Consider the following 23883-nt stretch of genomic DNA (forward strand, 5'->3'; position numbering starts at 1 on the left):
GGAAATCAATCGCCAGCGGAGCCGGCGACGAACGTCGGTGCCTCGACGTCTGTATCGACGGCGAGTTCGTCGGCGACCTCGCCGAGCAGATCACCTTTCACCTCCCGGGTACGCGTCTCGATCTCCGCCAGCAGCGGCGCATCGAGCGACTCACGGACCTGATCGAGACGTTCGGCCTCCGTCTCGATTCGATCCCGGAGGTAGCGCGCCCCGCGACCGTTCTCCTCGTCGTCCGGCGCCGGGGTGAGTTTGTTCGCCACCAACCCTCGGACGGGGAGTCCCTGCTCGGCCATGTCGCCGATGGCGCGGTCGGTCTCGTTGACCGATAGCTGGTCGGGGTTCAACACGAGGAAGAACGCGGCGTCGTTGCGCAGGGCGCCGCCCGCGAACTCGAAGAACTCCTTGCGCTCCTGCAGGCGCGCGAGCACGGGGTCGCCGTCCATCACGCGCCGTGGCTCGTTGTTGCCGATAGCGGCCTTCTCGAACAGGTCGATGCTCTGCCGGCGCTTGTGCATCAGCCGGTCGACCCAGTCCTCGAGGAACTCAGGGAGGCCGAGCAGTCGGAGCGTCGACCCCGTGGGCGCGGTGTCGAACACCACCCGGTCGTAGGGATCGCTCTGCTTCATTACCTCGACGAAGCGGTCGAACAGCGCCGACTCGTAGGCGCCGGGGGTCTGATGGGCCATCTCCAACTGCTTGTTGATCTCGTTGACCATCGCGGCCGACACCTGATCCGAGAGGCGGTTCCGGATGTCGTCGAGGTGGGCCGTCACCTCGTCCTCGGGGTCGATCTCCAGCGCGTCGAGGCCGTCGACGCCGTCGACGGGTTCGGGCACGTCGCCGAACTGCTGGTCGAACACGTCCGAGACGGAGTGGGCCGGGTCCGTCGAGACCACCAGTGTGTCAACGCCCGCTTCCGCGCACTTGCGGGCGTACGCACACGAGACGGTGGTCTTGCCGACGCCGCCCTTCCCGCCGAAGAAGACGAACGGCTCCATCAGAAGTGGTACTGCTGGCCCTTGCGTTCGATCATGCTGTTCCGGTCCCAGAGCCGGCGCTCCCACGCCTCGAACTCGTCCTCGATGTACGGCAGAATCTCGGCGGTGTAGTACGACACCGGCGAGGGGATGCCGAAGGCGTCGGGGAAGCAGGCGAGCATGAACGCGTCCTCCAGGTCCTCGGCTTCCTTCTCGATTTTCTCGTAGGCGGGGTGGCTGATCATGCCGTGGTAGAGCCCCCGAACCCACTCGTCGACGATATCCAGATAGCGCTCGATCCGTTCGGGGAGATCCATCTCTCGGGGTGGTAGACCTTCTCGCGTTAAAAGCTGTCGTGGCCGCGGCGTCCGAGGGGTTGATAGGCGGCTGGCACGGAGTGACACACATGAGCGAACGCATCCCGGTCACGGTGCTCTCGGGGAGCCTCGGCGCCGGGAAGACCACGCTGCTGAACCACCTGCTCGCGGGCGCGGGCGACCGCGACATCGCCGTGCTCGTCAACGACATGGGCGACGTGAACGTCGACGCGGAGTTGGTCGCTGAGGGCTCGGAGACCGACGTGGCCGGCGACGTCGAGGAGCTATCGAACGGCTGTATCTGCTGTGAGCTACAGGACGACCTCGAGAGCGCAGTAGTCCGCCTCGCGCGCGAGTACGCGTTCGACCATCTCGTCGTCGAGTCCTCGGGCATCTCCGAACCGGCACCGGTCGCGCGCCTGTTCACCGCGGAGTCCCGCGCCGCCGCGCGCTACCGCGTGAACGGCCTCGTGACGGTCGTCGACGCCCGCTTGCTGGTGGACACGTTCGGCGGCGACGGCACGCCGGCACGGGTCGCCGCCGAAGAGGACGACCGCCCGCTCTCGGACCTGCTGGTCGAACAGATCGAGGTGTCGAACGCCGTCGTGCTCAACAAGGCCGACCTCTGTACCGACGCGGAGTTGGACGAGGCCGAGGCGCTGGTTCGCGCGCTTCAGCCGAGTGCTGAGACAGTCCGCACCCAGTTCTCCGAGGTCGATCCCGCGTGGCTGCTCGACGTGGAGCGCTTCGAAGAGACCGAAGTGAGCGACCTCCCGGGCTGGAAGCGCGCGCTGGCGGATGGTGAGGACGAAGGGGCAGGACACGGTCACGGCCACGGCGACGAACACGGCCACGCCGACCACCACGGCCACCGCCACCCGGACGAGGTGTACGGCGTCTCCTCGTTCACGTATCGCCAGCGCCGGCCGTTCCACCCCGAGCGCGTCGCCGACGTACTCCGGAACCTCCCTGAGGGCGTGATTCGCTCCAAGGGAACCCTCCGGATCGCGGGCAACGACTTCCGACAGACCGTCGGCCAGGCAGGTCCCTCCGTGCGAGTGGAGGCCCGCGGGCCGTGGATCGATTCGCTCCCGGAGGTCGAACAGAATCTCTACCGCTCGAACCGGCCCAACCTCGAGTGGAACGAAGAGCACGGTGACCGCCGGACGGAGTACGTCGTAATCGGGACGGAGTTCGACGAAGACCTACTTCGCGAACGGCTCGACGACGCGCTGGTCACCGACGAGGAGTGGGCACGCGTCGAGGACCTTCCGGCAGGGCCGTTCCCGACGGAGAATCAGGGCGAAACCGCGCTCCGGGAGCCGACGCCGGCGCCGGCCGAGTAACAGGGGCCGAGGGTGGAGTCGGACGGGTGTCAGCAGGCACAGCCGTCCGCATGGGAGCGCTCGAAACGCATCGACGTCCCGCAGTCGGGACAGACGGGCGTCCCCTCGTCGTCGCGGTCCAGGCCCTCCGCCTCGACGTCGACATTACGGACCCTGACATTGCAGTCGTCACACCAGTACGCACCCGTCGATTTGGTCCCGGTCTCGGCTGTCTCGTCGCTCCGGTTCGACTCGCGGGTCAGCGCGCGCTCTATCGTGCTAACTATACCCATGATTGTTGGTTTCGGCTCGACTGACTTAGCTCTCCCGGCGGCGACCAATAGCTAAGTGCCCTCGTCCCGGGCTATCGGGTATGAGCGATGATCGCGGCGCGACGGGCCAGGAGGGGTTCGAGGCGGCGGCGGAGCACGAATCGGGTCACCCGCTGGTGGTCCACGGCCTCAACGCCATCCTGTCGACGGTGTTCGCACTGACCATCGTTGGCGGCCTCAACTACGTCGGCAGCATGGCGTTCACCCCGGTGAACGTCGCCACCGTGGCCGTCGTCATCTTCACCGCCGCCTACCTGATGACCCTGCGATAAACTGTTGGGACCCGCCGCCGAACGCCGTCGCATGGTTCGAGCAATCGGGATTCACGACTCCGTCGCCGCGCTGTTCCCGCCGACTGTACTCGCTGAGCGGCTGACCGACATCGACGCCACGACCCGCGTCGTCGGCACCGATGAAGTAGATGACGTCGACGCGCTGGTGACCTTCGAGTACGACGAGGCGTTCCTCGACGCCGGCCTCGACTGGATCCACTCCGTACAGGCCGGTATCGACCGGTTCCCGCTCGACAAACTCGAGGCCCGAGGGATCAGCCTGACCAACAGCACCGGGACCCACGGCGACAGCGTCGGCGAGACTGTCGCCGGGATGATGCTCTCTTTCGCCCGGCGCCTGCACCAGTACCGCAGCCAGCAGGAGCGCACGAAGTGGGCGTGGGCCGAGTGGGACGCACCGTTCACCCTGTCGGGGTGTTCGCTCTGTGTGGTCGGTCTGGGGACGCTCGGCCGCGGTATCGCCGCCCGCGCCGACGCGTTGGGGATGCACGTGACTGGGGTCAAGCGCACGCCGACGCCCGTCGATCACGTCGAGACAGTTCATCCGAGTTCAGAGCTCCACGAGGCGATTTCCGACGCAAAATTTGTCGCGCTGGCGGTGCCACTGACCGACGAGACGGAGGGTCTGATCGGCGCCGAGGAACTGGCGGCGATGCGGGACGACGCCGTTCTCGTGAACGTCGCGCGCGGCGCCGTCGTCGACCAGCCGGCGCTGGTCGACGCGCTCCAGACCGACAGTCTCGCGGGTGCCGCACTGGACGTGTTCGAAACCGAGCCGCTGCCCGAGCCATCGCCGCTCTGGGAGATGGACGAGGTGATCGTGACGCCCCATGCCGCGGCGGCGACGCGGGACTACCCCGACCGGATGGCGGCGCTGGTCCGGGAGAACGTCCGCCGGATCGACGCCGGCGAGCGACTGGCGAACCACGTGGTCTGACTCCGGCCACCGGAAGCGACACAAACCCTCGTCCCCATCTCTCGTTTATGGTTGGACTCGGCAGCACCGCACAGAAGCTCCAGACCGTCGCCGAACAGGCGGAGAAGGTGTACAAGCGGCTGAACAAGCTCCGGGACGAGGTCGAACAGACCCAGGAGACCGTCGAGGCGACCCAGGAGCGCGTCGGCACCATCGAGGAAGAACTGGGCGAGCAGCGCGCGGTGCTCGACGCCATCGCCGAGGAGCACGACATCGACGTCGAAGCCGTCGCCGCCGAGGTCCACATCAGCGAAGCTGAGGCCGAGGACGACGCTGACGACGCCGCGGCTGGCGACGACTGAGCGTCCGAGACATCGGCCCGTTCCTCGGAGATGGTAAGCTACACAAACGCCAGCCCCCACCTTCGGGTATGACGACGTATCGGGAGCCCCTCGACTCGGTGCTCGAAACCATCGGCGAGACGCCGCTGGTACGAGTCCACGACAGCCCCGACGAGGTCCCCGTCTACGCCAAACTGGAGTCGTTCAACCCCGGCGCCAGCATCAAGGATCGAATCGGGAAGTACATGCTCGAAGGGATGCTCGAACGCGGGGATGTCGCCCCCGGCGGCACCATTATCGAACCCACCGCGGGCAACACCGGTATCGGCATCGCCGTCGCCGCGGGCCAGTTGGATCTGGACGCCGTCTTCGTCGTGCCCGAGCGCTTCTCCGTCGAGAAGCAGACGCTGATGCGCGCGCTCGGCGCCGACGTGATCAACACGCCCAGCGAGGACGGGATGGGTCGCGCCATCGAGCGCGCCCACGAACTCGCGGACGAACTCGACAACGCCGCAGTTCCTCAGCAGTTCTCGAACCCCCTCAACGCGGAGGCCCACTACGAGACGACGGGCCCGGAGATCTACGACGCCCTCGACGGCGAAGTCGGCGCCCTCGTCGCTGGCTGTGGCACCGCGGGCACCCTGATGGGGATGGCCCGCTACGGCCGCGAGCAGCACGAGGACACCCACGTCGTCGCCGTCGAGCCGGAGGGCTCGCTCTACGGCACCCTGCTCGGCCAGGAGCGCGAGGAGGGCGAGTACAAGACCGAGGGGATCGGCACCCACGACACCAGTACCAACGAGCTATTCGACCCGGAACTGGTGGATACGGTTCACGCCGTCCCGGATCAGGACTCCCACGCTGAGGTCCAGCGACTGGCGGCCGAGGAGGGTCACCTCGTGGCCTCCAGCGCCGGCGCGAACGCGGTGGCGGCCAAGAAGGTGGCCCAGCGTATCGCCGATGGCGAGGTCGACGCGCCCTACGACGCGGTGGTGACCGTGTTCCCCGACTCGAGTGAGCGGTACCTCTCCAAGGGGATCTATGGGGAGTACGAAGAGTGGGAGGGGTAATCAGTCGCGGCACACGACTCACCGTCGACGCCATGTCGACGGGCCGGAGCGCCAACAGTATGCCGTCTACTCTCGCACAATCCGTGGTAGCGCTGCCCATCGGTGCGCGCTCGTACAGGCGGGTCCGAAATCGACGTTGGGGTTCGTAACGCCGGCCCGGTCGCCACCCACGAACGTGGATAGCTCCGGCGAGGCGCGCCGACGATTCGACAGTGATTCGCACAGAAATCCGTCGATTCGCCGGCGAACACGTCAGATCATGGAGCGAACCCTTCCGGGAAGCGATGGGCTTAACCCCCGCTCACAGAGAGTGGCGCACAACGATGCGTGACCAGATCGATCGGCGGACGTTCATCGGGGGCGCGACCGGCGCAACGCTGGCCGGACTGACTGGCTGTCTCGGCGGCGGCGGCGGCTCGGAGGCCCCAGCCCATGTCGGGATGGTGTACTCCCTCGGTGGACTGGGGGACGAGGCGTTCAACGACATGACTCACGCCGGGATCCAGCGCGCCGAGGAGGAACTGGGTATCGCCTACGACAACACCGAACCCGAGGGCCAGAGCGAGTTCAGCACGTTCCAGCAGCAGTTCGCCAGTTCGACGGACCCCGACTACGACCTGGTGACCTGTATCGGGTTCTCCCAACTGAGCGCGCTGCAGGAGAACGCCTCGGAGTACCCCGAGCAGGACTTCATGCTGATCGACTCCGAACTGGACGCCGACAACGTTGCGTCCTACCGGTTCCGCGAGCACGAGGGCTCGTTCCAAGTCGGCCATCTCGCCGGTCTGCTGTCGACCCGTGAGTTCAGCCACGAGGGCAGCTACAGCGGCACCGAGAAGACGTTCTCCACCGACCCCGAGGCGAAGACGGTCGGCTTCGTCGGCGGCAAGGAGAACCCCCTCATCAAGAAGTTCGAGGCCGGCTTCATCGCCGGCGTCCACCACGCCGACTCGGAGATCGAGGTCCGCTCGGCGTACGCCGGCTCCTGGAACGATCCGGGCCGCGGGCAGGAGATCGCCAGTTCGATGTACGACGCCGGCGCCGACATCGTCTACCACGCCGCGGGCGCCACCGGCAGCGGCGTGTTCAGCGCGGCCGGCGAGCGCGGCCGCCTCGCCATCGGCGTCGACAGCGACCAGTCGCTGAGCAGCGACGCCAGCCACACCATCGTCGCGAGCATGGTCAAACACGCCGACACCGCCGTGTTCAACGCGACGAAGGACGTCGTCAACGACGAGTTCCAGGGCGGCTCCACGGTCATGCTCGGCCTCGAGGACGGCGGCGTCGAGGCCGTCATCGGCACCGACTACGAGGGCGAGATCCCACAGGACGTGCTCGACGCACTCGAGTCCTCGCGGGAGGAGATCCAGAACGGCGAGATCGACGTCCCGACCGAGCCCGAGAACTGAGCCACCAGCCTGTCTCCCCGGCGTCGCCGGGTGAACCACCCTCCACCCCCCACTCTCACAACCAGATGAGCGCCCCAGCGGTCGATCTCAGACAGATCACCAAACAGTTCCCGGGCGTCCTCGCGAACGACGAGGTCGACCTCACCGTCGAACGCGGGAGCGTCCACGCCCTCCTCGGCGAGAACGGAGCCGGCAAAACGACGCTGATGAACGTCCTCTACGGGCTCTACCGGCCCACCGGCGGCACCGTCGTCATCGACGGCGAGCCGCGGACGTTCGACTCCCCCCGGGACGCTATCGACGCCGGTATCGGCATGATCCACCAGCACTTCATGCTCGTGGAGCCGATGACCGTGACCCAAAACATCGTCCTCGGCAACGAGCCCCAGAAGTGGGGCGGCCTCGCGGTCGACCGCGAGCGTGCCCGCGAGGCGGTTGCCGAACTCGCGGATCGCTACGGCTTCGACGTCGACCCCACGGCGACGGTCGAGGATCTCTCGGTCGGCGAACAGCAGCGTATCGAGATCCTGAAGGCGCTCTACCGGGGCGCCGACGTGCTGATCCTCGACGAGCCGACAGCCGTCCTCACCCCCCAGGAGGTCGAGGAGCTGTTCGGCGTGTTCGACGAACTCACCGAGGCCGGCAAGACGATCATCTTCATCAGCCACAAGCTGAGCGAGGTGACCACCGCCGCCGACGCGGTCACCGTGTTGCGCGACGGGAAGGATGTCGGCACCGTCGACGCCGACAGCGTGACCGACACCGAACTCGCGGAGCTGATGGTCGGCCGCGAGGTGCTGTTCGATACCGACAAACCGCCCGTCGAACTCGGCGACATCGGTCTCGCCACGCGTGACCTGGTCGTTGAGGACGACCGTGGCGTCCGCGCCGTCGACGGCGTCGACCTCCAGGTCGCCGAGGGCGAAGTGTTCGGCATCGCCGGCGTCGACGGCAACGGCCAGTCCGAACTGGTCGACGCGCTCACGGGCATGGCCACGCCCGCGGCCGGGCAGGTCTTCCTCGGGAACGAGGACGTGACCCACGCCCCGCGACGCCAGCGCATCGACGACGGCATGGCGTACGTGCCGGAGGATCGGCAGGCCCGCGGGCTAGTGATGTCCTACGATCTGACTGAGAACGGCCTGCTCGGCAGTCAGCGCGACCCGCAGTTCGCCTCGTCGGGGCGCATCCGGTGGGACGACGCCGAGACCCACGCCGACGACATCATCGAGGAGTACGACGTGCGCCCGGCCGACGCCGACGCGGCCGCCCACTCGCTGTCGGGCGGGAACCAGCAGAAGTTCATCGTCGGGCGGGAGTTCGCCCGCGATCCCGACGCCGTCGTCGCCTCTCACCCGACACGCGGCGTCGACGTGGGGAGCGTGGAGTTCATCCACGACCAACTGCTGGGCCTGCGCGAGGAGGGGACCGCGGTGCTGCTGGTCTCCTCGAAACTCGACGAGGTGCGCGGGCTCTCGGACCGACTCGGCGTGATGCACGACGGCGAACTCGTCGACGTGGTTGACCCCGAGGAAATCACCGAGGAGGAGTTAGGACTGCTGATGGCCGGCGAGCGGCCGCCGGACGTGCCGAAAGCGACCCGCCGTGTCGGGGGTGAGGCGCAGTGAACCCCGACCGGCTCCCCGGCCCGATTGCGGGCCTCATGGGCCGGCTGGTCGACGCCTCCGCGGGCGAGCGACTGGCAGTCAGTGTCGCCGCGCTGTTGACCGCCATCCTGATCGGGGGCGTCGTCACGCTGGTCGCGGGCGTGTTCGCGACCTGTTCGGACCCGATTCTCGGGCCGTTCTGCTACAACCCTCTCGCCGTCTATCGCTACCTGTTCCTGGCGCCGCTGTCCGACCCGTTCGTGCTCCAGGAGACGCTGAAGAACTCCGCGCTGTTGCTGTTCACGGGGCTGGCCGTCGCCGTCTCGTTTCGCGCGGGCCTGTTCAACATCGGGACGCAGGGCCAACTCGTGCTCGGTGCGCTCGCGGCCGCGCTGGTCGCCGTCCGGGTCGGTCCGGCAGCGCCGGACGGCGCAGTCGGCGGCGTGCTGATCGCGGGCGTGGCGATGCTCGCAGGCGCCGTCGTCGGGGGGCTCTACGCCGCCATCCCGGGCGCGCTGAAAGCCTACGCCGACGCGAACGAGGTCATCACCACCATCATGCTCAACTTCATCGCGAGCGACGTGGCGTTCTTCCTCGTCTCGGCGTACTTCCAGAAGCCCGGCAGCGGGAGCGTCGAGACGCGTGACGTGCCCGCGGCCGCGACGTTCGGCCCGGGACTCGCGCTGGCGATGGCGGTGCTGCTCGTGCTCGCGGTCACCTACCTGCTCTGGGGCACCGCGTTCGGCTACGACCTCCGGACCGCCGGGATCCAGCCCGACGCCGCGGACTACGCCGGCGTCGACGCCAAGCGCATGATGGTCACGAGCATGACCCTTTCGGGGGCCATCGGCGGCCTCGGTGGCGCGGTCTGGGTGCTGATGTCGGTCGGGCGCTGGGTCAACGGCGTCCCCGCGCTCGGCTTCGACGGCATCACCGTCTCGGTGCTGGCGAGCAACAACCCCCTCGGGGTGCTGTTCGCCGGGCCGCTGTTCGGCTCGATGCAGGCCGGCAGCCTCTCTATCGACTTCCAACTGGGCGTGCCCCGACAGCTCGTCGGCGTCATCCGGGGGCTGGTGATCCTGCTGGTCGCCATGCCGGAGCTCTTCCGGACGCTCGGCGTGCGCTGGGGTATGGGGGGTGTACGATGAGACCGAGCCCGACCCGGCGGCTCGCCGGTCTCGGTGCCTTCGTGCTCGCCGTCATCATGCTCACAGCTATCGTCGAGCTATTCCCGAACACCGTCGTCGGGGCAGCCATCGGCGGGGCCTTGGCTACGGCGGGGTCGATTCTCGGGATCATGGACTCGGCCTACGCCGCCTCGGCGCTCCGACTCTCGGTCCCCATCGCCTTCGCCGCGCTCGGGGGCATCTTCGCGGAACGCAGCGGCGTGATCAACATCGGCCTCGAAGGGCTCCTGATCCTCTCGGCGTTCACCGGTGTCGCGGTCGCCCACTGGCTCACCGGCGACGGCACCACCGCGGTCGGTCCGGGGATCGTCCTACTGCTCGTGATCGCGGTGCTGCTCGCGGTCGCCGGCGCCCTGCTGGGGCTGCTCGGTGACACGACGGGGGAAATCGCGGTCCGCGCGGGTGGCGGCGTGCTCGCGACGGCCGCGCTCGCCGGTCTCACGGTCGCGCTCGCGGGGCCGACACTCGCAGCCACGTGGCTCGCGTTCTACACCGCGGTGCTGGTCAGTACCGCGTTCGCGCTGCTGTTCGCGGTGGTCACCATCGAGTACCGCGCGGACCAGGTGATCGCGGGGCTGGCAGTCTGGCTGATCGCGCTGGGCGTGGCGCCGTTCGCCAGCAACGTGATCTGGGGCGCCGTCAACTCCCCGGGCGTCGACACGCTCGGCACGTGGACGGTGCCGGGGCTCTCGGAGCTACCCGTCCTCGGAACGGTGCTGTTCAATGCCGGTCCGGTCGTCTACTTCCTGCTGCTGGCGACGCCGCTCTCGTGGTACGTGCTCGCCCACACCTCCTTCGGCTACTGGGTGCGTGCGAGCGGGGAGAACCCCAAAGCCCTCGACACCGCGGGCGTCGACGTGCGCCGGGTGCGCTACGCCGCCGTCCTGCTCTCGGGTGTGTTTTCGGGCATCGGCGGCGCCGGCCTCTCGCTCGGCCGCGTGGGGAGCTTCGTCGGCAGCGGCACGACGATGATCGACGGCCGGGGCTGGATCGGCATCACCGCGATGCTGTTTGGCAACTACAACCCCTTCGGCGCGTTCGGCGCGTCGCTGCTGTTCGCGGCGCTGGACGCACTCCAGTTCCGCCTCCAGCAGCTCAACTACGCCGTCCCGGACTCGCTGATGCAGACGGTGCCGTACGTCACGGTCATCATCGTGCTCGCGCTGGTCGGGCGGACCCGAACCCCCGACGCGGCCGGCGAACACTACGAGAGCGACGAGGACTGAGCGCGCGGCCTTTTTCGACGGTTCTCACCCCCCGCCGTCGTGATAAAGAGTTTTGCACCCTCCCACCCGATAGTTGGCAAATGAGTACACACGAGTACGACATCGTCGTCGTCGGCTCGGGCACGTCCGGCTGTTACGCGGCCGCGACGGCCGCCCACGAGGGTCTGGACGTGGCCGTCGTCGAGCGCAAGGACGAGACGGAGGCGGGCCACATCGCCTGCGGCGACGCCCTGAAGGGCGCGGACTCGTTCCCGGACGCGATCCCCAAATCCAAGATCGAGTCCTCGTTCACCAACACCGGCGTCGACCACGGGCGCTTCGAGATCCCCTCCGAAGACACGGTGCTCGACATCCCCGTGCCGGGCGAACTCGCGGTCATCGACCGCTGGGAGTACGGCCGGAAGATCATCGAGGCCACCGAGGCCGCCGGCGCGGAGTTCCACTACGGCACGGTCGTCAGCGACGTGCTCCAGGAGAACGGCCGTGTCACCGGCGTCCGCGGCAAGCGCAAGGGTGAGGTCGAGACGTTCCACGCCGACATCACCATCGACGCCGCCGGCGCGCTCTCGGTGCTGCAGGACAACGCCGACCTCTCGAACGCCACCTTCGACACCAACGTCTCCTACTCGCAGTTCTGCTCGGCGTACCGCGAAATCGTCGAAGTCCCGGAGCCAGTCGACTGGGACGACGCCCTCGTCTTCAAGCCGACCGACCGCGCCTCGGGCTACCTCTGGTACTTCCCGCGCACGCCGACGACCATCAACGTCGGGCTGGGCTTCCAGATGACTGAGGAGCCGATGAAGCTGGTACAGGACCTCAAGAAGGACCTCCGGAACCGCCCCGAGTTCGAGGGCGCTGAGGTCGTCGACAAACTCGGCGCCGCGCTCCCGACCCGCCGGCCGTACGACTCCGCGACGGCGCCGGGGATGGTCGCCGTTGGCGACGCCGCCGGCCTCGTCAACCCCACAACGGGGGGTGGCATCGCCGGCGCCGCCTACTCCGGGCAGTACGCCGCCGAAGAGGCCATCGCGGCCATCTCGGGCGGTCGCACGGACGAGGAGCTCTGGCGCTACAACGAGCGCGTCATGGAGCATTTCGGCGCGCGCTACGCCGCACTCGACGTGTACAACATCCTCTCGACGGCCGTCGAGGTCGACGAACTCACGTCGATGCTCGCCTCGCTGCCGGGCGAACCCATCGCCGAGGCGCTCTACTCCGGGAAAGCCTCCATCGGCCCGCGGACCGCGCTCCAGACGCTGCGCGGGGCAATCGGCCACCTCGACCAGCTATGGGAGATCTATCAGGTCCGGAACCTTGCCGAGGAACTGCTGGACCACTACGAGTCCTACCCGGACCGACCCTCGGCGCTGCCGCGTTGGCAGGACCAGCGCGACTCCATCATGGAGCGCGTCTACGAGCAGACCGGTGCGGACCCCAAGTACTGAGAGCGCCTTTTTCTGCCGTGTTGAATAGCGGCCTCTGAGATGAGATGAAGCCGAACCGGGTTCGAGACCACTACTGTTAGAGGCTCATAAGGCAAGCCAACTTGTAGCTGTCCACGAAGACACCGCTATTCAACAGAGCAGAATATTCCACTCAAGGAATCCTCACGCTGTAGTTCGGAGAGGGTGCCGATGGCAGAACCCAGCCCCAATTAGGCGGGAAATTTACCTTATTGGAGCACTCACTTCCATGTATGTCGAGTGGGTCGGAGAACCAGAATCGGATCGAAGCGAAGTCGACCGTCAACGACAGCTACGGGACAACGATTCCGTCGGAGATCCGAAAGGCGTTGGGCGAGAAGATCGAACCAGGCGACACAGTTCGATGGGTTGTTTCGGATGGGGAGCTCTCACTGGAGATCGTCCACGAACGCTACGGAGCGTTCGAAGACGCAGCGCCGTTCGACGGCCCGGAGTGGGACGGCGAGGAAGTTGCCGAAGGCACGTGGATCCAGTAGATGCCGGAAGTCATCATCGACGCGAATGTCGTACTGGACGCACGTAACTCGAACGCCAAGCGTCACGACATCGCAGCGGAGATTTTCGGCGGAATCGACAGGGGTGAGTTGCCTCGTGCGAGGCTGGTAAACTACGTCGTCCCCGAGATTCTCCACCCGATTCAGAAGCGGATCAGCAAGTCAACTGCGACAGAGACACTCGAACTCCTCCAAGAGAGCCGCGGCTTTGAGTTCGTCCACATCCCGAAAGGGATCCACTCGAAGGGCGAGCGGCTGTTCCGCCTCCACGAGTCGTCCGGCCCCGAGTGGGTAGACTCGGTCATTGCCGCATATATGCTGTCCAACGACATCGAGTACGTCTATTCTTTCGACGACGACTTCGATGCGTTTGACGGGATAACCCGACTGAATACTGCAACTGACCCGTTCACGCCGTAGCTGGGAGTTGTCGTCGGCCACCCCTTCTGCCAGACCTATCGAGTACAGCCCATGTCTGTGGCTTCTCGCCCGCCTAGTCTGTCGATGACGTGTCGTACTACGCGGCCATCGGTCAGTACGCACAAGCGTGGGGTGAAGATTTCCTTCGAAAGAGGCGGGCACTGGAGTTAGACTGGTCCGACCGGCTTTACGCTTCCGCAGACGAACACCCTACAGGAGCTACCGACCCGTTCGGCTAAGCGTCCACGACGCACGCGTCCGGACGTCGACGTTCTCGTCCTCATCAACGCGTTTCCGCAAGGTCGTCCTCATCAACGCGTTTCCGCAACGTCGGTTCTGTCTCACGCGCAGCGAGGTAATCAAGCGCCCAGCAGGCGTTCTCACGAACGATTGGGTGGTCGTCTTCGGGCAACTCGGTGAACGTCGACGTCACCAGGTCCTCGACGATGTCCATCGCGACATTCGGGTACTCGCCGACGATCCAGCCGAGTCCAGCGACGGCATTCAGATACCGATCACTGCCCGCGCCGCAAAGAGCGCGTTCTCCTTACGTTCGCGGACGCGCCGGTAGAAGTACGAGAGCCACTTGTCGCCATACGGCGCATACTGCCATACTGGGACGTCCTCGGCGGCGAGACGGCGCTGGGCGTCCTCACGAACGCCCATCAGCATCTGAATCTCGTAGTCGGTATCATGCTCCGCCCCAAGCCGATGGGCTAACTCAATCATTTTCGGATCATGACTACCGACTGCGATGCCTCGATCTCTGTGCTCAAACAAGTACTCCAGTTCCTCTTCGTACGCTTCGTCGATACGCGCCTTATCGGTATGCGCGATAGACCCCGGCTCGTCGTAGGCTCCTTTTACCAGTCGGATTTTGCCAGGCACGTCGACAGTTCGGTTGAGGTCCTCAGCAGTACGCTTGAGGTTCGCCTGGATACATTGTCCGACTGTCCAAGGATACTCCGTTGCGAGGTCGACAAATGTATCGAGCGTGGCGTCGGTCGTGTCTGCATCCTCCATGTCACACCAGACGAACACGTCGTGTTCGTGGGCGTGGTCGACGATGCGACGGAGGTTCTCGGCGAAGAGGTCGTCCGAGATATCGATCCCGATCTGTGACGGCTTGACTGACACGCATGCCGTGATATCACGAGCGGCCATCTCTGAGATCAGGTTGACGTACGAGGTAGCATCACTCCGGGCGGGATCAGTCTCATCGTAGTGTTCACCGAGGAGGTTCAGGATGACACCAACGTCGTCGTCGTTCATCGACTGAGTGTGGTCGAGCGCTGATTCGGGAGATTCACCGGCGACGAACCGGCTTGCGATAGGTGGAATCATATGTTGATGGATGTGGATTGATGTGTTGGACAGGTGTCGAAATTGGCGCGGCTTCGAACCTAGAGTATTCGAAGGTCCCGTGAGCTGGTAGAGAGTACGGCCGATCCGTCCTCAGTCACGACTACGTCGTCCTCGATCCGGACGCCTCCGAGGCCGGGAACGTAGATGCCGGGCTCGACCGTGACGGCATGCCCGGGCTCTAGCGTTCCGTCGTTCCCTTCAACGAGATACGGAGGCTCGTGACCTTCGAGTCCGAGCCCGTGTCCAACACGGTGGGGGAAGTACTCGCCGTATCCCGCATCCTCGATGACAGTCCGGGCAGCACGGTCGATCTCCTGGAACTCGACGCCGGGCTCGACACAGTCACGGGCGGCCGCGGCAGCTTCCTGAACAACGTTGTAAATCTCGACTAGCTCCGATTCCGGTTCGCCAACGGCCACGGTTCGCGTGATGTCCGAGTAGTACCCTTCGTAGATGACCCCCGCATCGATCATCACGAGGTCGCCGTCCTCCACAGCACGGGACCCTGTATTCGCGTGGGCGTGGGCGGTCCGTTCACCGCTCGTGACGATACCGACCCCGTACGCGTCCGCGTCACTCTCCATGACACGTTTCTTGATCTCCGTCTCGATATCGATCTCGGTCATGCCGGGCTCGATCAGCTCGAAAACGTCCTGGAAGATCCCTTCGATAATCTCAACAGCGGTACGCATCCGCTCAATCTCGCCATCATCCTTCCGGGACCGGACGGCCGCGACAGCGTTCTCGACATCGACAACCTCCTCACCATCAGGGGCGAACACTTCCCGTTCGAGTAGCCGCGTCGAGCGGAACTCGGCGCCGATCGGCTCGGGGATCGTTCGCTCGTCCGTGAGCCGCTCGAACGCGCCCTGGGCCGCGATGACAGGATCGGTCGCGTCCTCGTACGTGTACCGCTCTGCGTCCGGGAGCGATTCCTCAATACGGTCGCCCTCCAGTTCCGGGTGAACGACCACAGGAGAGCCGTCTCGGAACAGAAACACGAGCGTCGGGCGCTCGCTCTTGTGCATCTTCAACCCCGTGAAATACCGCAGAGTTTCACCGGGAGACAGCGCAACCACGTCGACGTTGCCTGGGAGGGTCCCGAATAGTCGTGTGACTCTATCGCTATTGCTATGGCTTGCCATGGTAGTTCAATCGTCATGACCAGTATAAATCTGTGTGAATGCGATGATCTCGCCGGATCAAGCGATTGCGGCGGGAGCTTCCGGCAATCAATACCTCTTTCTCAGGGGTATTAGGTTGTAGATAGTGACCGAATAGCATGGCAGATCTAGCCATAAGCAGCAGGGAACACGAAAGTCGACGCACCGAACTCCTCGACCGGGCGTCCGCAGATGGGCACGACGGTGTCGTCCTGTTCGGCGCGTTGGATATCCAGTACGCGACCGGGATGTACCACTTGCCCACAGAGCGTCCTTGTATCGTCGGGATGACTCGGGAACGGGTTGAGGCGGTCGTCCCCCGACTGGAGAAGGAGCATGCCGAGCGCGAGGAGTTCCCCTTCGACGATGTAACCGCCTACTTCGATTATCCGCAAGGGGACCCGATGCAACGCGCAGCCGAGATGTGCGAACGACTCGGGATCGCCGACGGGTCCATCGCGGCTGATGCTGATGGGAGCCCAGCACGCAACGGGTACTCCGGCCCCGCGCTATCGGACGTGATCCCCGGCTCTGTCGACGTGACTGAGTACATCACCGACATGCGCGAAGTCAAGTCTGCGGCCGAAATCGATCTGATCCGGGAGGCTAGCGTATGGGCGAACTACGCCCACCGCCTCCTGCAAGAGAAAATCGAACCGGGACGGCGACCGGTCACGATCAGTAGCGAGGTCGAAGCCGAAGGGACGAAAGTCATGCTCGATACGCTGGGTGACCGATTCGAGATGACTGACTGGAGTGCTCCGGTAATGTGTAAGTTCACGACGGGCGACGTGACCGCCGAGCCCCACAGCGTGGACCAGACGAACCGCATCCAGCAGGGAGACAACATCGTCTCCATCGTTAAACCCACCGTCGGTGGCTACACCACGGAACTCGAACGAACCATGTTCGTCGGGGAGCCCTCGGCGGAGCAGCGAGGGTACTTCGATATTATGTCGGAGGCACAGGATCTAGCCATCGAAGCCATCGCGCCCGGTGTAGAGTATGCAGCCGTCGAAGAGACAGTAGTCGACTACTTCGAGGAACAGGGCGTTTCGGAATACACCAAACACCACGTTGGACACAATATCGGACTCGAGGGCCACGAGCGTCCCTTCCTCGACGTGGACTACGACGGGACAGTTCGTGAGGGCGAACTGTACACCGTTGAGCCGGGGTTCTATGTTCCCGGTGTCGGCGGGTTCCGGCACTCTGATACAGTAGTCGTCACCGAGGATGGAACTGAGCCGCTGACGTACTACGAACGAGACATTGACGCGCTCACGGTTAATTTCTAGATAATGAAAGATATCAGCCCTAGCCCCCACGACCGATTCGTCGACGACGACCGGCTTGGTCGGGTGCGTAACCACATCGCAGAGACCGACCTCGACGGGTTCGTTGCGTTCTCGCCGCCGAACTCCTACTATCTCAGCGGCTGTTACGCGGGAATGTACTCACGGCCGGTCATCGGTCTCGTCACGCTCGAGGAGAGCGTTTTCGTTGGGCCGCGGCTAGAGGAGCGCAAGGCAGACCGCACTGCATGGACCGACCGCGCGCTCTTCTATGAAGACAGTGACAGTCCTTTCGAGGTGCTGGCCGAGGCAGTCCCCGAGAACGTGGATGTGCTCGGATACGATGCTGACCACGCCCGCCCTGAGTGGGTAAACGAACTGGAAGGACGTGTTGAGCCCGAATTTGTCGACGCCTCGGATCAGTTCCTTTCGCTCCGTATCGTCAAAACCGCCTGGGAGCTCGACAAAATCCGACGGGCACAGGATCTGGCAAACGCGGGCTGTGAGGCGATGTTCGACGCCATTCGCTCGGGTGTTCCCGAAATCGAGGCGGTCGAGGAAGTCCAGCAGGCCTACTACCGGACGTATCTGGAGCAGCATTCCGAGTTCGACATCGGCACCGCGAACGAACTGGGCCAGTACGGGTTTGCAAGCGTCCTCAGCGGCCCACATGCACTGGAGCCCCACAGCCTGTCATCGTCCCGTCAGATCGAGTCTGGCGATAGCGTTGTCGGAATATCACTGCCATCGATTCAGGGCTACATCTGCGAGGAGGAGCGGACGTTCCTCGTGGGAGACGTCGACGACGAAGTTACCGACGCGATGGAGACGCTGGTCAACGTCCGTGAGCAGGTAATCGACCGGATCGGGCCGGGTGAGAGCGTCGCAGAGATCGACGCTTGGACTTTCGATCAGATCGAGCAGGCCGGGCTCGCCGACAAGGTTCAACACCGGACTGGCCACGGCGAGGGGATCACGATCCACGAGAATCCGGCGCTGAACGCGCAGTCGCCCGGTGAGCTGAAACCGGGAATGGTGATCAGCGTCGAACCTGGCCTCTACTTCCACGAGAAAGGGAACGCACTCCGGCACTCCGACACTCTGATCGTGACCGAGAACGGTGCAGAGCGAATCACCGAGACAGACGCTGACGTTCTCACTGTCAACTGATGTCGACGTATGATCTCCTCCTCAACGGGGACGTATGGGATGCTCGGAACGGCCGGCGGCCGGACCACTGGATTGCAGTACAGGAGGGCGCCGTTGTCGACGTCTCAGCTGAGAAGCCCGGCGAGGCGGTCGTCGAACGAGCGGCGGGGACGATCATCCCCGGTCTCTGTGATATGCATGTCCACCTCGTGTGGGATGGGTCGGGCGATCCTGTCGAGACGCTCCGAAACGAGTCCGAACAGGAGACCACACTCCGAGCCGTCCACAACGCTCGTGAACAGCTTCACGGCGGAGTGACAACGGTACGGGACGTGGGGAGCGTCGATGACATCGCGATAGCCGTCAGCCGGGCCGTGAAGGACGGCTGGACCGAGGGGCCGCGAACGTACGCGAGCGGCCGAACCATCATCATCTCCGGCGGCCACGACCCATTCTGGGGGATCGAAAGTGACGGCCCCCGCGCGTGCCGGCAAGCCGTCCGCAAGCTCCGAAGCGCGGGCGCAGATCTCATCAAGGTAAGCGCTACGGGCGGTGTCTACGGGCAAGCGGTCGGCGAGGACCCTGGCGTCGCCGAACTCTCCCTCGAGGAACTCACCGCCGTCGTCGATGAAGCTCACAGGTTCGAGATGGATGTCGCAGCCCATGCAGTCGGCCACGAGGGCATCGCGAACGCCATCGAAGCGGGCGTCGACACAGTCGAACACGGTAACCAACTTGACGAAGACCTGGTCGAGGCTTTAGCCGCATCCGATGCCGCGTACGACCCAACACTGTACGTCTACGCGCGGATCGCAGCGGGCGGCGACGGCAATATTCCGAGCTACGCCAAACGGAATGCCCAGCGTGTGTACGAACAGCATGCGGAGGCATTCCGGACAGCGCTGGATACGGATACCCGCCTCCTCGTCGGTAGCGACGCCGGGTCGCCGGACGTTCCTCATCCGGGACTCCACCTCGAACTGCAGCAGATGGTCGCGGAAGGGATGGACCCGTCGGCAGCACTGGAGGCGGCGACGCTTGCGGCGGCTAAAGAGCTTGGGAGACCGGATCTGGGCGTCGTTGAGGCTGGCACGACGGCCGACCTCGTCTGCTTCGATGCCGACCCGTGCTCGGATGTGACCGCAGTCGCCACTCCCAAGCATGTCGTCAAGGATGGCGTCCTCGTCGACTGAGACCCCAACAGGGCACGGACGGACAGAGAACCACCGGCCGGTCAGTTGAGGGCCGCCCCGTCTTTTTCACTCGAAGCGACTGCCGGCTCGGCGAAGAAAAAGCGACGCGTCAGCGCAGTCGGAGGACTACGCGTAGCCGAGCGCCTCGGCCGCACCGAAGAGGCGCTCGACGACCATGATCGCGATCAGCGTGATCAGGATATTGATCGTGGCGATGGCCGCGATAATCGGTGTCGCACCGAACTGCATCTGTGAGAAGATGCGGACGGGAACGGGAACGATCCCCGGACCCTGCATGAATACAGCGATCTGCAGGTTACTGTAGCTGATGATGAACGCCAGAATCCCGGCCGACATGATTCCCGGGAGCAGACACGGCACCGTCACCCGGAGGAACGTCTGGATCTCGTCAGCTCCCAACATCTGTGCCGCCTCTTCGAGGTGTTCGTCGAAGTTCTCCATCGCGATGAGCATCGACTGCGTCGCAAACGGCGTGGCGTACACGGCGATAGCTATCGAGAGCCCCAAGATGTTCCCGACGAGTCCGAACTGGTTTAAGAAGATCAGTAGCGCGATCCCCAGGATGAGCTGCGGGATAATGAGGGGGAGGAACGTCGCCGAGTTGATCGCCTGCTTCATCGGGAAGTCGTAGCGGCCGATGGTGTAGGCCGCACTGAAACTCAACGTCAGGGAGATGAGTGTCGCGATGATAGAGTACTGGAAACTCACGACGAACGACGAGATCCACCGGCCACTGTTGACGGCCTCAATGTACCACTGAAGCGTGGGCGTTTCCGGCGGAATCACATAGAGTCCCTGACTGAAGCTGATCAGGACTGCGAAGATGACGGGAATCAACAGGAAGACGAACGCTGCCACGAGGCCCACACGCAACAACAGCGCTCCGAGCGTCTGGGTTCCCACGACTCGCTTATCGAACGGAAGCTTTTCGAGCAGACCAGCGAAGGAGAACGCACGCTCCCGACCGATTTCTGCGGACTCGTCCGAGACGAGGCTGTACTGCACTCCTTGCCTGCTTGACCCAACCTCCATGACGCGGCCGTATATCGTGATGAGGGCAAGTGCCACTGCGAGTAGGACGAACGACATCGCAGCACCGAGCGGCCAGTTTAGACCCGCTGCGGCCGCCTGATAAATCAGAGGGCCGATCATCGGAACTTGCGGCATACCGATGAATACGGCAGTGGAGAAGGTCCCCATCGTAAGCACGAACGAGATCAAGGTCGCCCCGACAATACCAGGCATAGACAGTGGGAACGTGACGTACCAGAAGGTCTGAAGCGGGTTCCCGCCGAGGCTTTGTCCTGCCTGTAGGAGATCTTGGTCAATCGAAAAAAGGTTGCTCAGCAGGATGAGAACTGCGAACGGCATAAGGACCGACGCGATAGCGATTATGAGTCCGGGTTTCGTGTTAAGTAATGTGTACTCGATCCCGAACACGCTGATGATCTGGTTGACAAGGCCACTTGTGTCGAGGAGCGCGTACCAACCGAACGCGCGAACAACGTTCCCGACCAGCATCGGAGCTACTGCCGCGAGGATAAGTACTTTTGAGTACTTCCACGACGAGAAGACGATGAAGTACGCGATGGGGTAGCTGACGAGGATCGCGATGAGTGTCGAGATTAGGCTGATTTCGACCGTGAGAAGTAGTGTATCCACGTATAACGATGTCGTGAAGACCTCAACGTAGTTCTCCAGTGTGAGTGTGGCCTCCATCGTCCCGGTGGCGACGTTGGTAAAGAAGCTCACAGCAAACATGTAAACCACCGGAATCGCGAAGAATACCCCCATGTAGAGAAGGTATGGGCTCATGATGAAGATTGGAGCCCATTTCGAGTCCTTGTGTTCCTGAACGAATGATAGCAGTCGCTCGTGTAGCGGCTCGAAGAGGGGGTTGAGCCACGTCTTCATCTTGCTAAACACCGTCGATCCGATTTGTGATGACGCAGCCATTATTGATCACCGAGAAGGATCGGGGCATCCGGATCGAACGAAACTGTGACCTCGTCCCCTGGGGAAACATCGATCGTGCCACGGACCGGACTCGTTACCTGTACCTCCGTTCCGTCAGCGAGTTCAACGAAGTACTCCGCCGAAGATCCGAGATACGTGACTTCCCGGAGTGTGCCCGACAGTGTATTCGTGCCGTTGCCCGACCCAGACTGGAGCGACAGCCGTTCTGGTCTGAGCAAGATCGTTACCGAGTTACCATCCTCTAGATTCCCGTCGTGAACCGACGTATCCGGGCCGGCAGTGATGTCGACATCGAGTTCCGTGGCTATCTCGTACGAATCTGTGTTCGACGTGATCGTTCCGTCGACGAGGTTTGCGCTACCGATGAAGTCAGCGACGAACTCGCCGGCCGGTTCCTGGTAGACCTCTGTCGGAGCACCCACCTGTCTGATCTCCCCGTCGTTCATCACCGCCATCCGGTCTGAGATCGCGAGTGCCTCTGTCTGATTGTGTGTCACATAGACCATCGTGACGTTGAGCTCACGGTGGAGGCGCATGATCTCCATGCGCATCTCCTCGCGGAGCTTCTTGTCGAGACTAGAGAGCGGTTCGTCGAGGAGCAACACGTCGGGTTCTACAACCAAGGAACGGGCGAGGGCGATTCGCTGTTGTTGCCCACCGGAGAGGTTCTCCGGGTATCGGTCGCCGACCTCCGGGAGGGAAACCATCTCTAGTACCTCCTCGATGCGATCGTCGATCTCTGACTGGTCGACGCCCTTCATTTTCAGCCCGAACGCGATGTTGTCGGCGACGGTCATGTGCGGGAACAGCGCAAAATACTGGAAGACCATGCCGATGTCGCGCTCGTATGGAGGGACATCGCTCACATCGTTCCCGTTGAGTTCGACGACGCCTTCGGTCGGGGTCTCGAACCCCGCGATCATGCGTAGTGTCGTGGTTTTCCCGCAACCACTCGGTCCCAACAGCGTTATGAGCTCTCCACGTTCGATCTCGAGGTCCGCATTGTTAACGGCCGTAAGGCTACCGAACTTCTTCGTGACTTGCCGGAGATTGACGACATTATCAGACATTGATTGGTGTTAAATTTGACTGTAGTTGGCCGATTTAGCTGTGTTCGTCGATGATTTCCTGAACGCGCTGCTGCCAGTCGCTCCGATTCTCCGCGATAAAGTCGAATGGCGGGACCTGAAGTAGTTCAAGGTCCTCCTGCTGGATTAGCTTATCCTGGACATCCTCGGGATACTCAATGTCGGGAATGGGGTTGGTGTAGTACATCTGTTCGGCGATAACCTGTGCCCCTTCCTGCTGAAGAGTATAGTTGATGAACTCACCGGCCGCATCGACTTTCTCCTCCGGGATGTTCCGCGGGATCGCGTTTCCGAAGTTCGTTGTGAACGCACCAGCGCTCGGAATCGAGAACGAGACTGGTGCACCACTGTCTGCCCATGAGGCAGCACGCGCGCTCCAGTACCGTGAGATGTCTAACTCACCGTTCTGCCATCGGTTCCCGTACTCGTCACTGGACGTGATATAGACGGGGTCCATTTCTGCAACGACTTCTTCATACATATCGAACGCCTGATCCATAGCAGTCGGGTCCTCGCCGTCCGTCTGATAGAGTGCGAAGGCAAGTAGGTCGTGAGTCGGGTCCTGAGTGTACAGGCCAACACGGCCCTGGTATTCGGGATTGAGATACGCGCCCCAGGATTCAGGGGCGGAGTCCATCGTTTCTGTGTTGTAGAGTAGGGAACTCGCCGCGAAAATCTGGAGCGTCCAGTAGTCGGATTTGAACTGGCTCGGTACTTCGGATATTCGAGGGACGATTTCTTCGTTCAGCTCGAGCCAGAGATCTTCGTTTTCCCCGCGAACTAACCCACCGCCGTCCTGCTGTGAGACGTCTACCGGCGGATCATCCCGTTGGGAGATCAGCCTATTGAAACGGTCAGTGTTGTCCCCGACTACGTACTCCAGGCTGATTCCTGTGTCTTCCTCGTATCTATCACAAACCGCATCAATCATCGTCTCCTGCCAACTGCCGCCCCAGATACCGACAACGATCGAGTTGGGCCCATCCCCACCACCTCCGAGACAACCCGCTAGCCCTGCTGCTCCGGCAGCGCCAGCACCTGCACGTTTGAGGTATTCTCGTCGCAGTAGCCCCTGACTGGTATCATCTGGCATAGGTAGTCAAGCGGAGGAGCTGTATAATATATCTGCGGGAATAGGCAAAAGTCACTCCCATATTGGCGATTGTGAACCCGATATTCTCCGGGTGGGTTTCTAATACCCGAACTACTAAGGGTCCTAGAGAATATGCTACGA

General features: G+C 63.6%; 24 protein-coding genes. 15 read left to right on the forward strand and 9 right to left on the reverse strand.

The annotated features are described in order from the left end of the window. Nucleotides 1-5: 5 nt before the first annotated feature. Both J2753_RS06325 and J2753_RS06330 read right to left on the reverse strand, forming a co-directional pair. A complete protein-coding gene (locus J2753_RS06325) occupies nucleotides 6-998 on the reverse strand; it encodes an ArsA family ATPase (RefSeq protein WP_209491080.1) in 993 nt (330 codons plus the stop codon). After that, a complete protein-coding gene (locus tag J2753_RS06330) occupies nucleotides 998-1294 on the reverse strand; it encodes a hypothetical protein (protein ID WP_209491081.1) in 297 nt (98 codons plus the stop codon). Before J2753_RS06330 ends, J2753_RS06325 begins: the two co-directional genes overlap by 1 nt. 89 nt (nucleotides 1295-1383) lie before the next feature. Between J2753_RS06330 and J2753_RS06335 the strand changes: the two genes are divergently transcribed. Further along, nucleotides 1384-2640: a CobW family GTP-binding protein gene (locus J2753_RS06335; RefSeq protein ID WP_209491082.1), complete on the forward strand. Its 1257-nt coding sequence runs from the start codon at nucleotides 1384-1386 to the stop codon at nucleotides 2638-2640. A 29-nt stretch (nucleotides 2641-2669) separates the two neighbouring features. Here the strand turns inward: J2753_RS06335 and J2753_RS06340 are convergent, their stop codons facing one another. Continuing rightward, nucleotides 2670-2912 (reverse strand): hypothetical protein, encoded by a 243-nt coding sequence (locus tag J2753_RS06340; RefSeq protein WP_209491083.1) that lies wholly within the window; start codon nucleotides 2910-2912, stop codon nucleotides 2670-2672. Nucleotides 2913-2992: 80 nt separating this feature from the next. Here J2753_RS06340 and J2753_RS06345 point away from each other — a divergent pair, with 80 nt between their 5' ends. From J2753_RS06345 to J2753_RS06395, 11 genes are all read left to right on the forward strand, one after another. Continuing rightward, nucleotides 2993-3223, forward strand: coding sequence for a hypothetical protein (locus J2753_RS06345; protein ID WP_209491210.1), 231 nt, complete (start codon nucleotides 2993-2995; stop codon nucleotides 3221-3223). A 31-nt stretch (nucleotides 3224-3254) separates the two neighbouring features. Further along, nucleotides 3255-4181: a D-2-hydroxyacid dehydrogenase gene (gene ddh / locus J2753_RS06350; protein ID WP_209491084.1), complete on the forward strand. Its 927-nt coding sequence runs from the start codon at nucleotides 3255-3257 to the stop codon at nucleotides 4179-4181. Nucleotides 4182-4228: 47 nt separating this feature from the next. Next, entirely contained in the window at nucleotides 4229-4522 is a 294-nt protein-coding gene (locus J2753_RS06355; RefSeq protein ID WP_209491085.1) for a DUF5798 family protein, read from the forward strand. Between the two features lie 68 nt (nucleotides 4523-4590). Beyond that, nucleotides 4591-5571 (forward strand): PLP-dependent cysteine synthase family protein, encoded by a 981-nt coding sequence (locus J2753_RS06360; protein WP_209491086.1) that lies wholly within the window; start codon nucleotides 4591-4593, stop codon nucleotides 5569-5571. Between the two features lie 323 nt (nucleotides 5572-5894). Beyond that, entirely contained in the window at nucleotides 5895-6980 is a 1086-nt protein-coding gene (locus J2753_RS06365) for a BMP family lipoprotein (protein ID WP_245334493.1), read from the forward strand. Nucleotides 6981-7045: 65 nt separating this feature from the next. Beyond that, a complete protein-coding gene (locus J2753_RS06370) occupies nucleotides 7046-8608 on the forward strand; it encodes an ABC transporter ATP-binding protein (protein ID WP_209491087.1) in 1563 nt (520 codons plus the stop codon). Between the two features lie 35 nt (nucleotides 8609-8643). Continuing rightward, entirely contained in the window at nucleotides 8644-9735 is a 1092-nt protein-coding gene (locus J2753_RS06375) for an ABC transporter permease (protein ID WP_209491205.1), read from the forward strand. A 56-nt stretch (nucleotides 9736-9791) separates the two neighbouring features. After that, nucleotides 9792-11000: an ABC transporter permease gene (locus J2753_RS06380; protein WP_209491206.1), complete on the forward strand. Its 1209-nt coding sequence runs from the start codon at nucleotides 9792-9794 to the stop codon at nucleotides 10998-11000. A gap of 80 nt (nucleotides 11001-11080) precedes the next feature. Further along, nucleotides 11081-12445 (forward strand): geranylgeranyl reductase family protein, encoded by a 1365-nt coding sequence (locus J2753_RS06385; RefSeq protein ID WP_209491088.1) that lies wholly within the window; start codon nucleotides 11081-11083, stop codon nucleotides 12443-12445. A gap of 251 nt (nucleotides 12446-12696) precedes the next feature. Then, nucleotides 12697-12960 (forward strand): AbrB/MazE/SpoVT family DNA-binding domain-containing protein, encoded by a 264-nt coding sequence (locus tag J2753_RS06390; protein ID WP_209491089.1) that lies wholly within the window; start codon nucleotides 12697-12699, stop codon nucleotides 12958-12960. Beyond that, nucleotides 12961-13398 carry a type II toxin-antitoxin system VapC family toxin gene (locus J2753_RS06395; protein WP_209491090.1) on the forward strand — a complete coding sequence of 146 codons (438 nt, stop codon included), beginning with the start codon at nucleotides 12961-12963 and terminating at the stop codon, nucleotides 13396-13398. A 283-nt stretch (nucleotides 13399-13681) separates the two neighbouring features. On the opposite strand, the gene J2753_RS06400 is transcribed toward J2753_RS06395, so the two are convergent. From J2753_RS06400 to J2753_RS06410, 3 genes are read right to left on the reverse strand one after another with little or no spacing between them, the layout of a single operon-like run. After that, nucleotides 13682-13852 carry a hypothetical protein gene (locus tag J2753_RS06400; protein WP_209491091.1) on the reverse strand — a complete coding sequence of 57 codons (171 nt, stop codon included), beginning with the start codon at nucleotides 13850-13852 and terminating at the stop codon, nucleotides 13682-13684. Nucleotides 13853-13902: 50 nt separating this feature from the next. Further along, nucleotides 13903-14742 (reverse strand): proline dehydrogenase family protein, encoded by an 840-nt coding sequence (locus J2753_RS06405; RefSeq protein ID WP_209491092.1) that lies wholly within the window; start codon nucleotides 14740-14742, stop codon nucleotides 13903-13905. A gap of 59 nt (nucleotides 14743-14801) precedes the next feature. Beyond that, entirely contained in the window at nucleotides 14802-15908 is a 1107-nt protein-coding gene (locus J2753_RS06410; protein WP_209491093.1) for a M24 family metallopeptidase, read from the reverse strand. A 137-nt stretch (nucleotides 15909-16045) separates the two neighbouring features. On the opposite strand from J2753_RS06410, the gene J2753_RS06415 reads away from it, so the two are divergent. From J2753_RS06415 to J2753_RS06425, 3 genes are read left to right on the forward strand one after another with little or no spacing between them, the layout of a single operon-like run. After that, complete coding sequence (locus J2753_RS06415) at nucleotides 16046-17224, forward strand: M24 family metallopeptidase (protein WP_209491094.1); 1179 nt, start codon at nucleotides 16046-16048, stop codon at nucleotides 17222-17224. 3 nt (nucleotides 17225-17227) lie between these two features. Then, nucleotides 17228-18391, forward strand: a complete 1164-nt coding sequence (locus tag J2753_RS06420) for a M24 family metallopeptidase (protein WP_209491095.1) — start codon at nucleotides 17228-17230, stop codon at nucleotides 18389-18391. Then, nucleotides 18391-19563 (forward strand): metal-dependent hydrolase family protein, encoded by a 1173-nt coding sequence (locus J2753_RS06425; RefSeq protein ID WP_209491096.1) that lies wholly within the window; start codon nucleotides 18391-18393, stop codon nucleotides 19561-19563. Before J2753_RS06420 ends, J2753_RS06425 begins: the two co-directional genes overlap by 1 nt. A gap of 126 nt (nucleotides 19564-19689) precedes the next feature. On the opposite strand, the gene J2753_RS06430 is transcribed toward J2753_RS06425, so the two are convergent. From J2753_RS06430 to J2753_RS06440, 3 genes are read right to left on the reverse strand one after another with little or no spacing between them, the layout of a single operon-like run. Next, nucleotides 19690-21498 (reverse strand): ABC transporter permease subunit, encoded by a 1809-nt coding sequence (locus tag J2753_RS06430; protein WP_209491097.1) that lies wholly within the window; start codon nucleotides 21496-21498, stop codon nucleotides 19690-19692. Between the two features lie 41 nt (nucleotides 21499-21539). Continuing rightward, complete coding sequence (locus tag J2753_RS06435) at nucleotides 21540-22631, reverse strand: ABC transporter ATP-binding protein (protein WP_209491098.1); 1092 nt, start codon at nucleotides 22629-22631, stop codon at nucleotides 21540-21542. Between the two features lie 34 nt (nucleotides 22632-22665). After that, the gene (locus J2753_RS06440; RefSeq protein WP_209491099.1) at nucleotides 22666-23742 is read right to left on the reverse strand and encodes an ABC transporter substrate-binding protein; all 1077 of its coding nucleotides are present in this window, start codon (nucleotides 23740-23742) and stop codon (nucleotides 22666-22668) included. Nucleotides 23743-23883: the final 141 nt, after the last annotated feature.

It is taken from the genome of Halolamina salifodinae (assembly GCF_017874235.1).
Lineage (GTDB): Archaea > Halobacteriota > Halobacteria > Halobacteriales > Haloferacaceae > Halolamina > Halolamina salifodinae.

Excerpts from the sequence above, each read along its gene's own strand:
- J2753_RS06385 (WP_209491088.1), top strand. The coding sequence starts at position 11,081 with ATGAGTACACACGAGTACGACATCGTCGTCGTCGGCTCGGGCACGTCC.
- J2753_RS06440 (WP_209491099.1), bottom strand. The coding sequence starts at position 23,742 with ATGCCAGATGATACCAGTCAGGGGCTACTGCGACGAGAATACCTCAAA.
- J2753_RS06325 (WP_209491080.1), bottom strand. The coding sequence starts at position 998 with ATGGAGCCGTTCGTCTTCTTCGGCGGGAAGGGCGGCGTCGGCAAGACC.
- J2753_RS06410 (WP_209491093.1), bottom strand. The coding sequence starts at position 15,908 with ATGGCAAGCCATAGCAATAGCGATAGAGTCACACGACTATTCGGGACC.
- J2753_RS06345 (WP_209491210.1), top strand. The coding sequence starts at position 2,993 with ATGAGCGATGATCGCGGCGCGACGGGCCAGGAGGGGTTCGAGGCGGCG.
- J2753_RS06390 (WP_209491089.1), top strand. The coding sequence starts at position 12,697 with ATGTCGAGTGGGTCGGAGAACCAGAATCGGATCGAAGCGAAGTCGACC.
- J2753_RS06420 (WP_209491095.1), top strand. The coding sequence starts at position 17,228 with ATGAAAGATATCAGCCCTAGCCCCCACGACCGATTCGTCGACGACGAC.
- J2753_RS06380 (WP_209491206.1), top strand. The coding sequence starts at position 9,792 with ATGCTCACAGCTATCGTCGAGCTATTCCCGAACACCGTCGTCGGGGCA.
- J2753_RS06375 (WP_209491205.1), top strand. The coding sequence starts at position 8,644 with ATGGGCCGGCTGGTCGACGCCTCCGCGGGCGAGCGACTGGCAGTCAGT.
- J2753_RS06330 (WP_209491081.1), bottom strand. The coding sequence starts at position 1,294 with ATGGATCTCCCCGAACGGATCGAGCGCTATCTGGATATCGTCGACGAG.
- J2753_RS06335 (WP_209491082.1), top strand. The coding sequence starts at position 1,384 with ATGAGCGAACGCATCCCGGTCACGGTGCTCTCGGGGAGCCTCGGCGCC.
- J2753_RS06395 (WP_209491090.1), top strand. The coding sequence starts at position 12,961 with ATGCCGGAAGTCATCATCGACGCGAATGTCGTACTGGACGCACGTAAC.
- J2753_RS06360 (WP_209491086.1), top strand. The coding sequence starts at position 4,591 with ATGACGACGTATCGGGAGCCCCTCGACTCGGTGCTCGAAACCATCGGC.
- J2753_RS06405 (WP_209491092.1), bottom strand. The coding sequence starts at position 14,742 with ATGATTCCACCTATCGCAAGCCGGTTCGTCGCCGGTGAATCTCCCGAA.
- J2753_RS06340 (WP_209491083.1), bottom strand. The coding sequence starts at position 2,912 with ATGGGTATAGTTAGCACGATAGAGCGCGCGCTGACCCGCGAGTCGAAC.
- J2753_RS06430 (WP_209491097.1), bottom strand. The coding sequence starts at position 21,498 with ATGAAGACGTGGCTCAACCCCCTCTTCGAGCCGCTACACGAGCGACTG.
- J2753_RS06400 (WP_209491091.1), bottom strand. The coding sequence starts at position 13,852 with ATGGACATCGTCGAGGACCTGGTGACGTCGACGTTCACCGAGTTGCCC.
- J2753_RS06415 (WP_209491094.1), top strand. The coding sequence starts at position 16,046 with ATGGCAGATCTAGCCATAAGCAGCAGGGAACACGAAAGTCGACGCACC.
- J2753_RS06435 (WP_209491098.1), bottom strand. The coding sequence starts at position 22,631 with ATGTCTGATAATGTCGTCAATCTCCGGCAAGTCACGAAGAAGTTCGGT.
- J2753_RS06370 (WP_209491087.1), top strand. The coding sequence starts at position 7,046 with ATGAGCGCCCCAGCGGTCGATCTCAGACAGATCACCAAACAGTTCCCG.
- ddh (WP_209491084.1), top strand. The coding sequence starts at position 3,255 with ATGGTTCGAGCAATCGGGATTCACGACTCCGTCGCCGCGCTGTTCCCG.
- J2753_RS06355 (WP_209491085.1), top strand. The coding sequence starts at position 4,229 with ATGGTTGGACTCGGCAGCACCGCACAGAAGCTCCAGACCGTCGCCGAA.
- J2753_RS06365 (WP_245334493.1), top strand. The coding sequence starts at position 5,895 with ATGCGTGACCAGATCGATCGGCGGACGTTCATCGGGGGCGCGACCGGC.
- J2753_RS06425 (WP_209491096.1), top strand. The coding sequence starts at position 18,391 with ATGTCGACGTATGATCTCCTCCTCAACGGGGACGTATGGGATGCTCGG.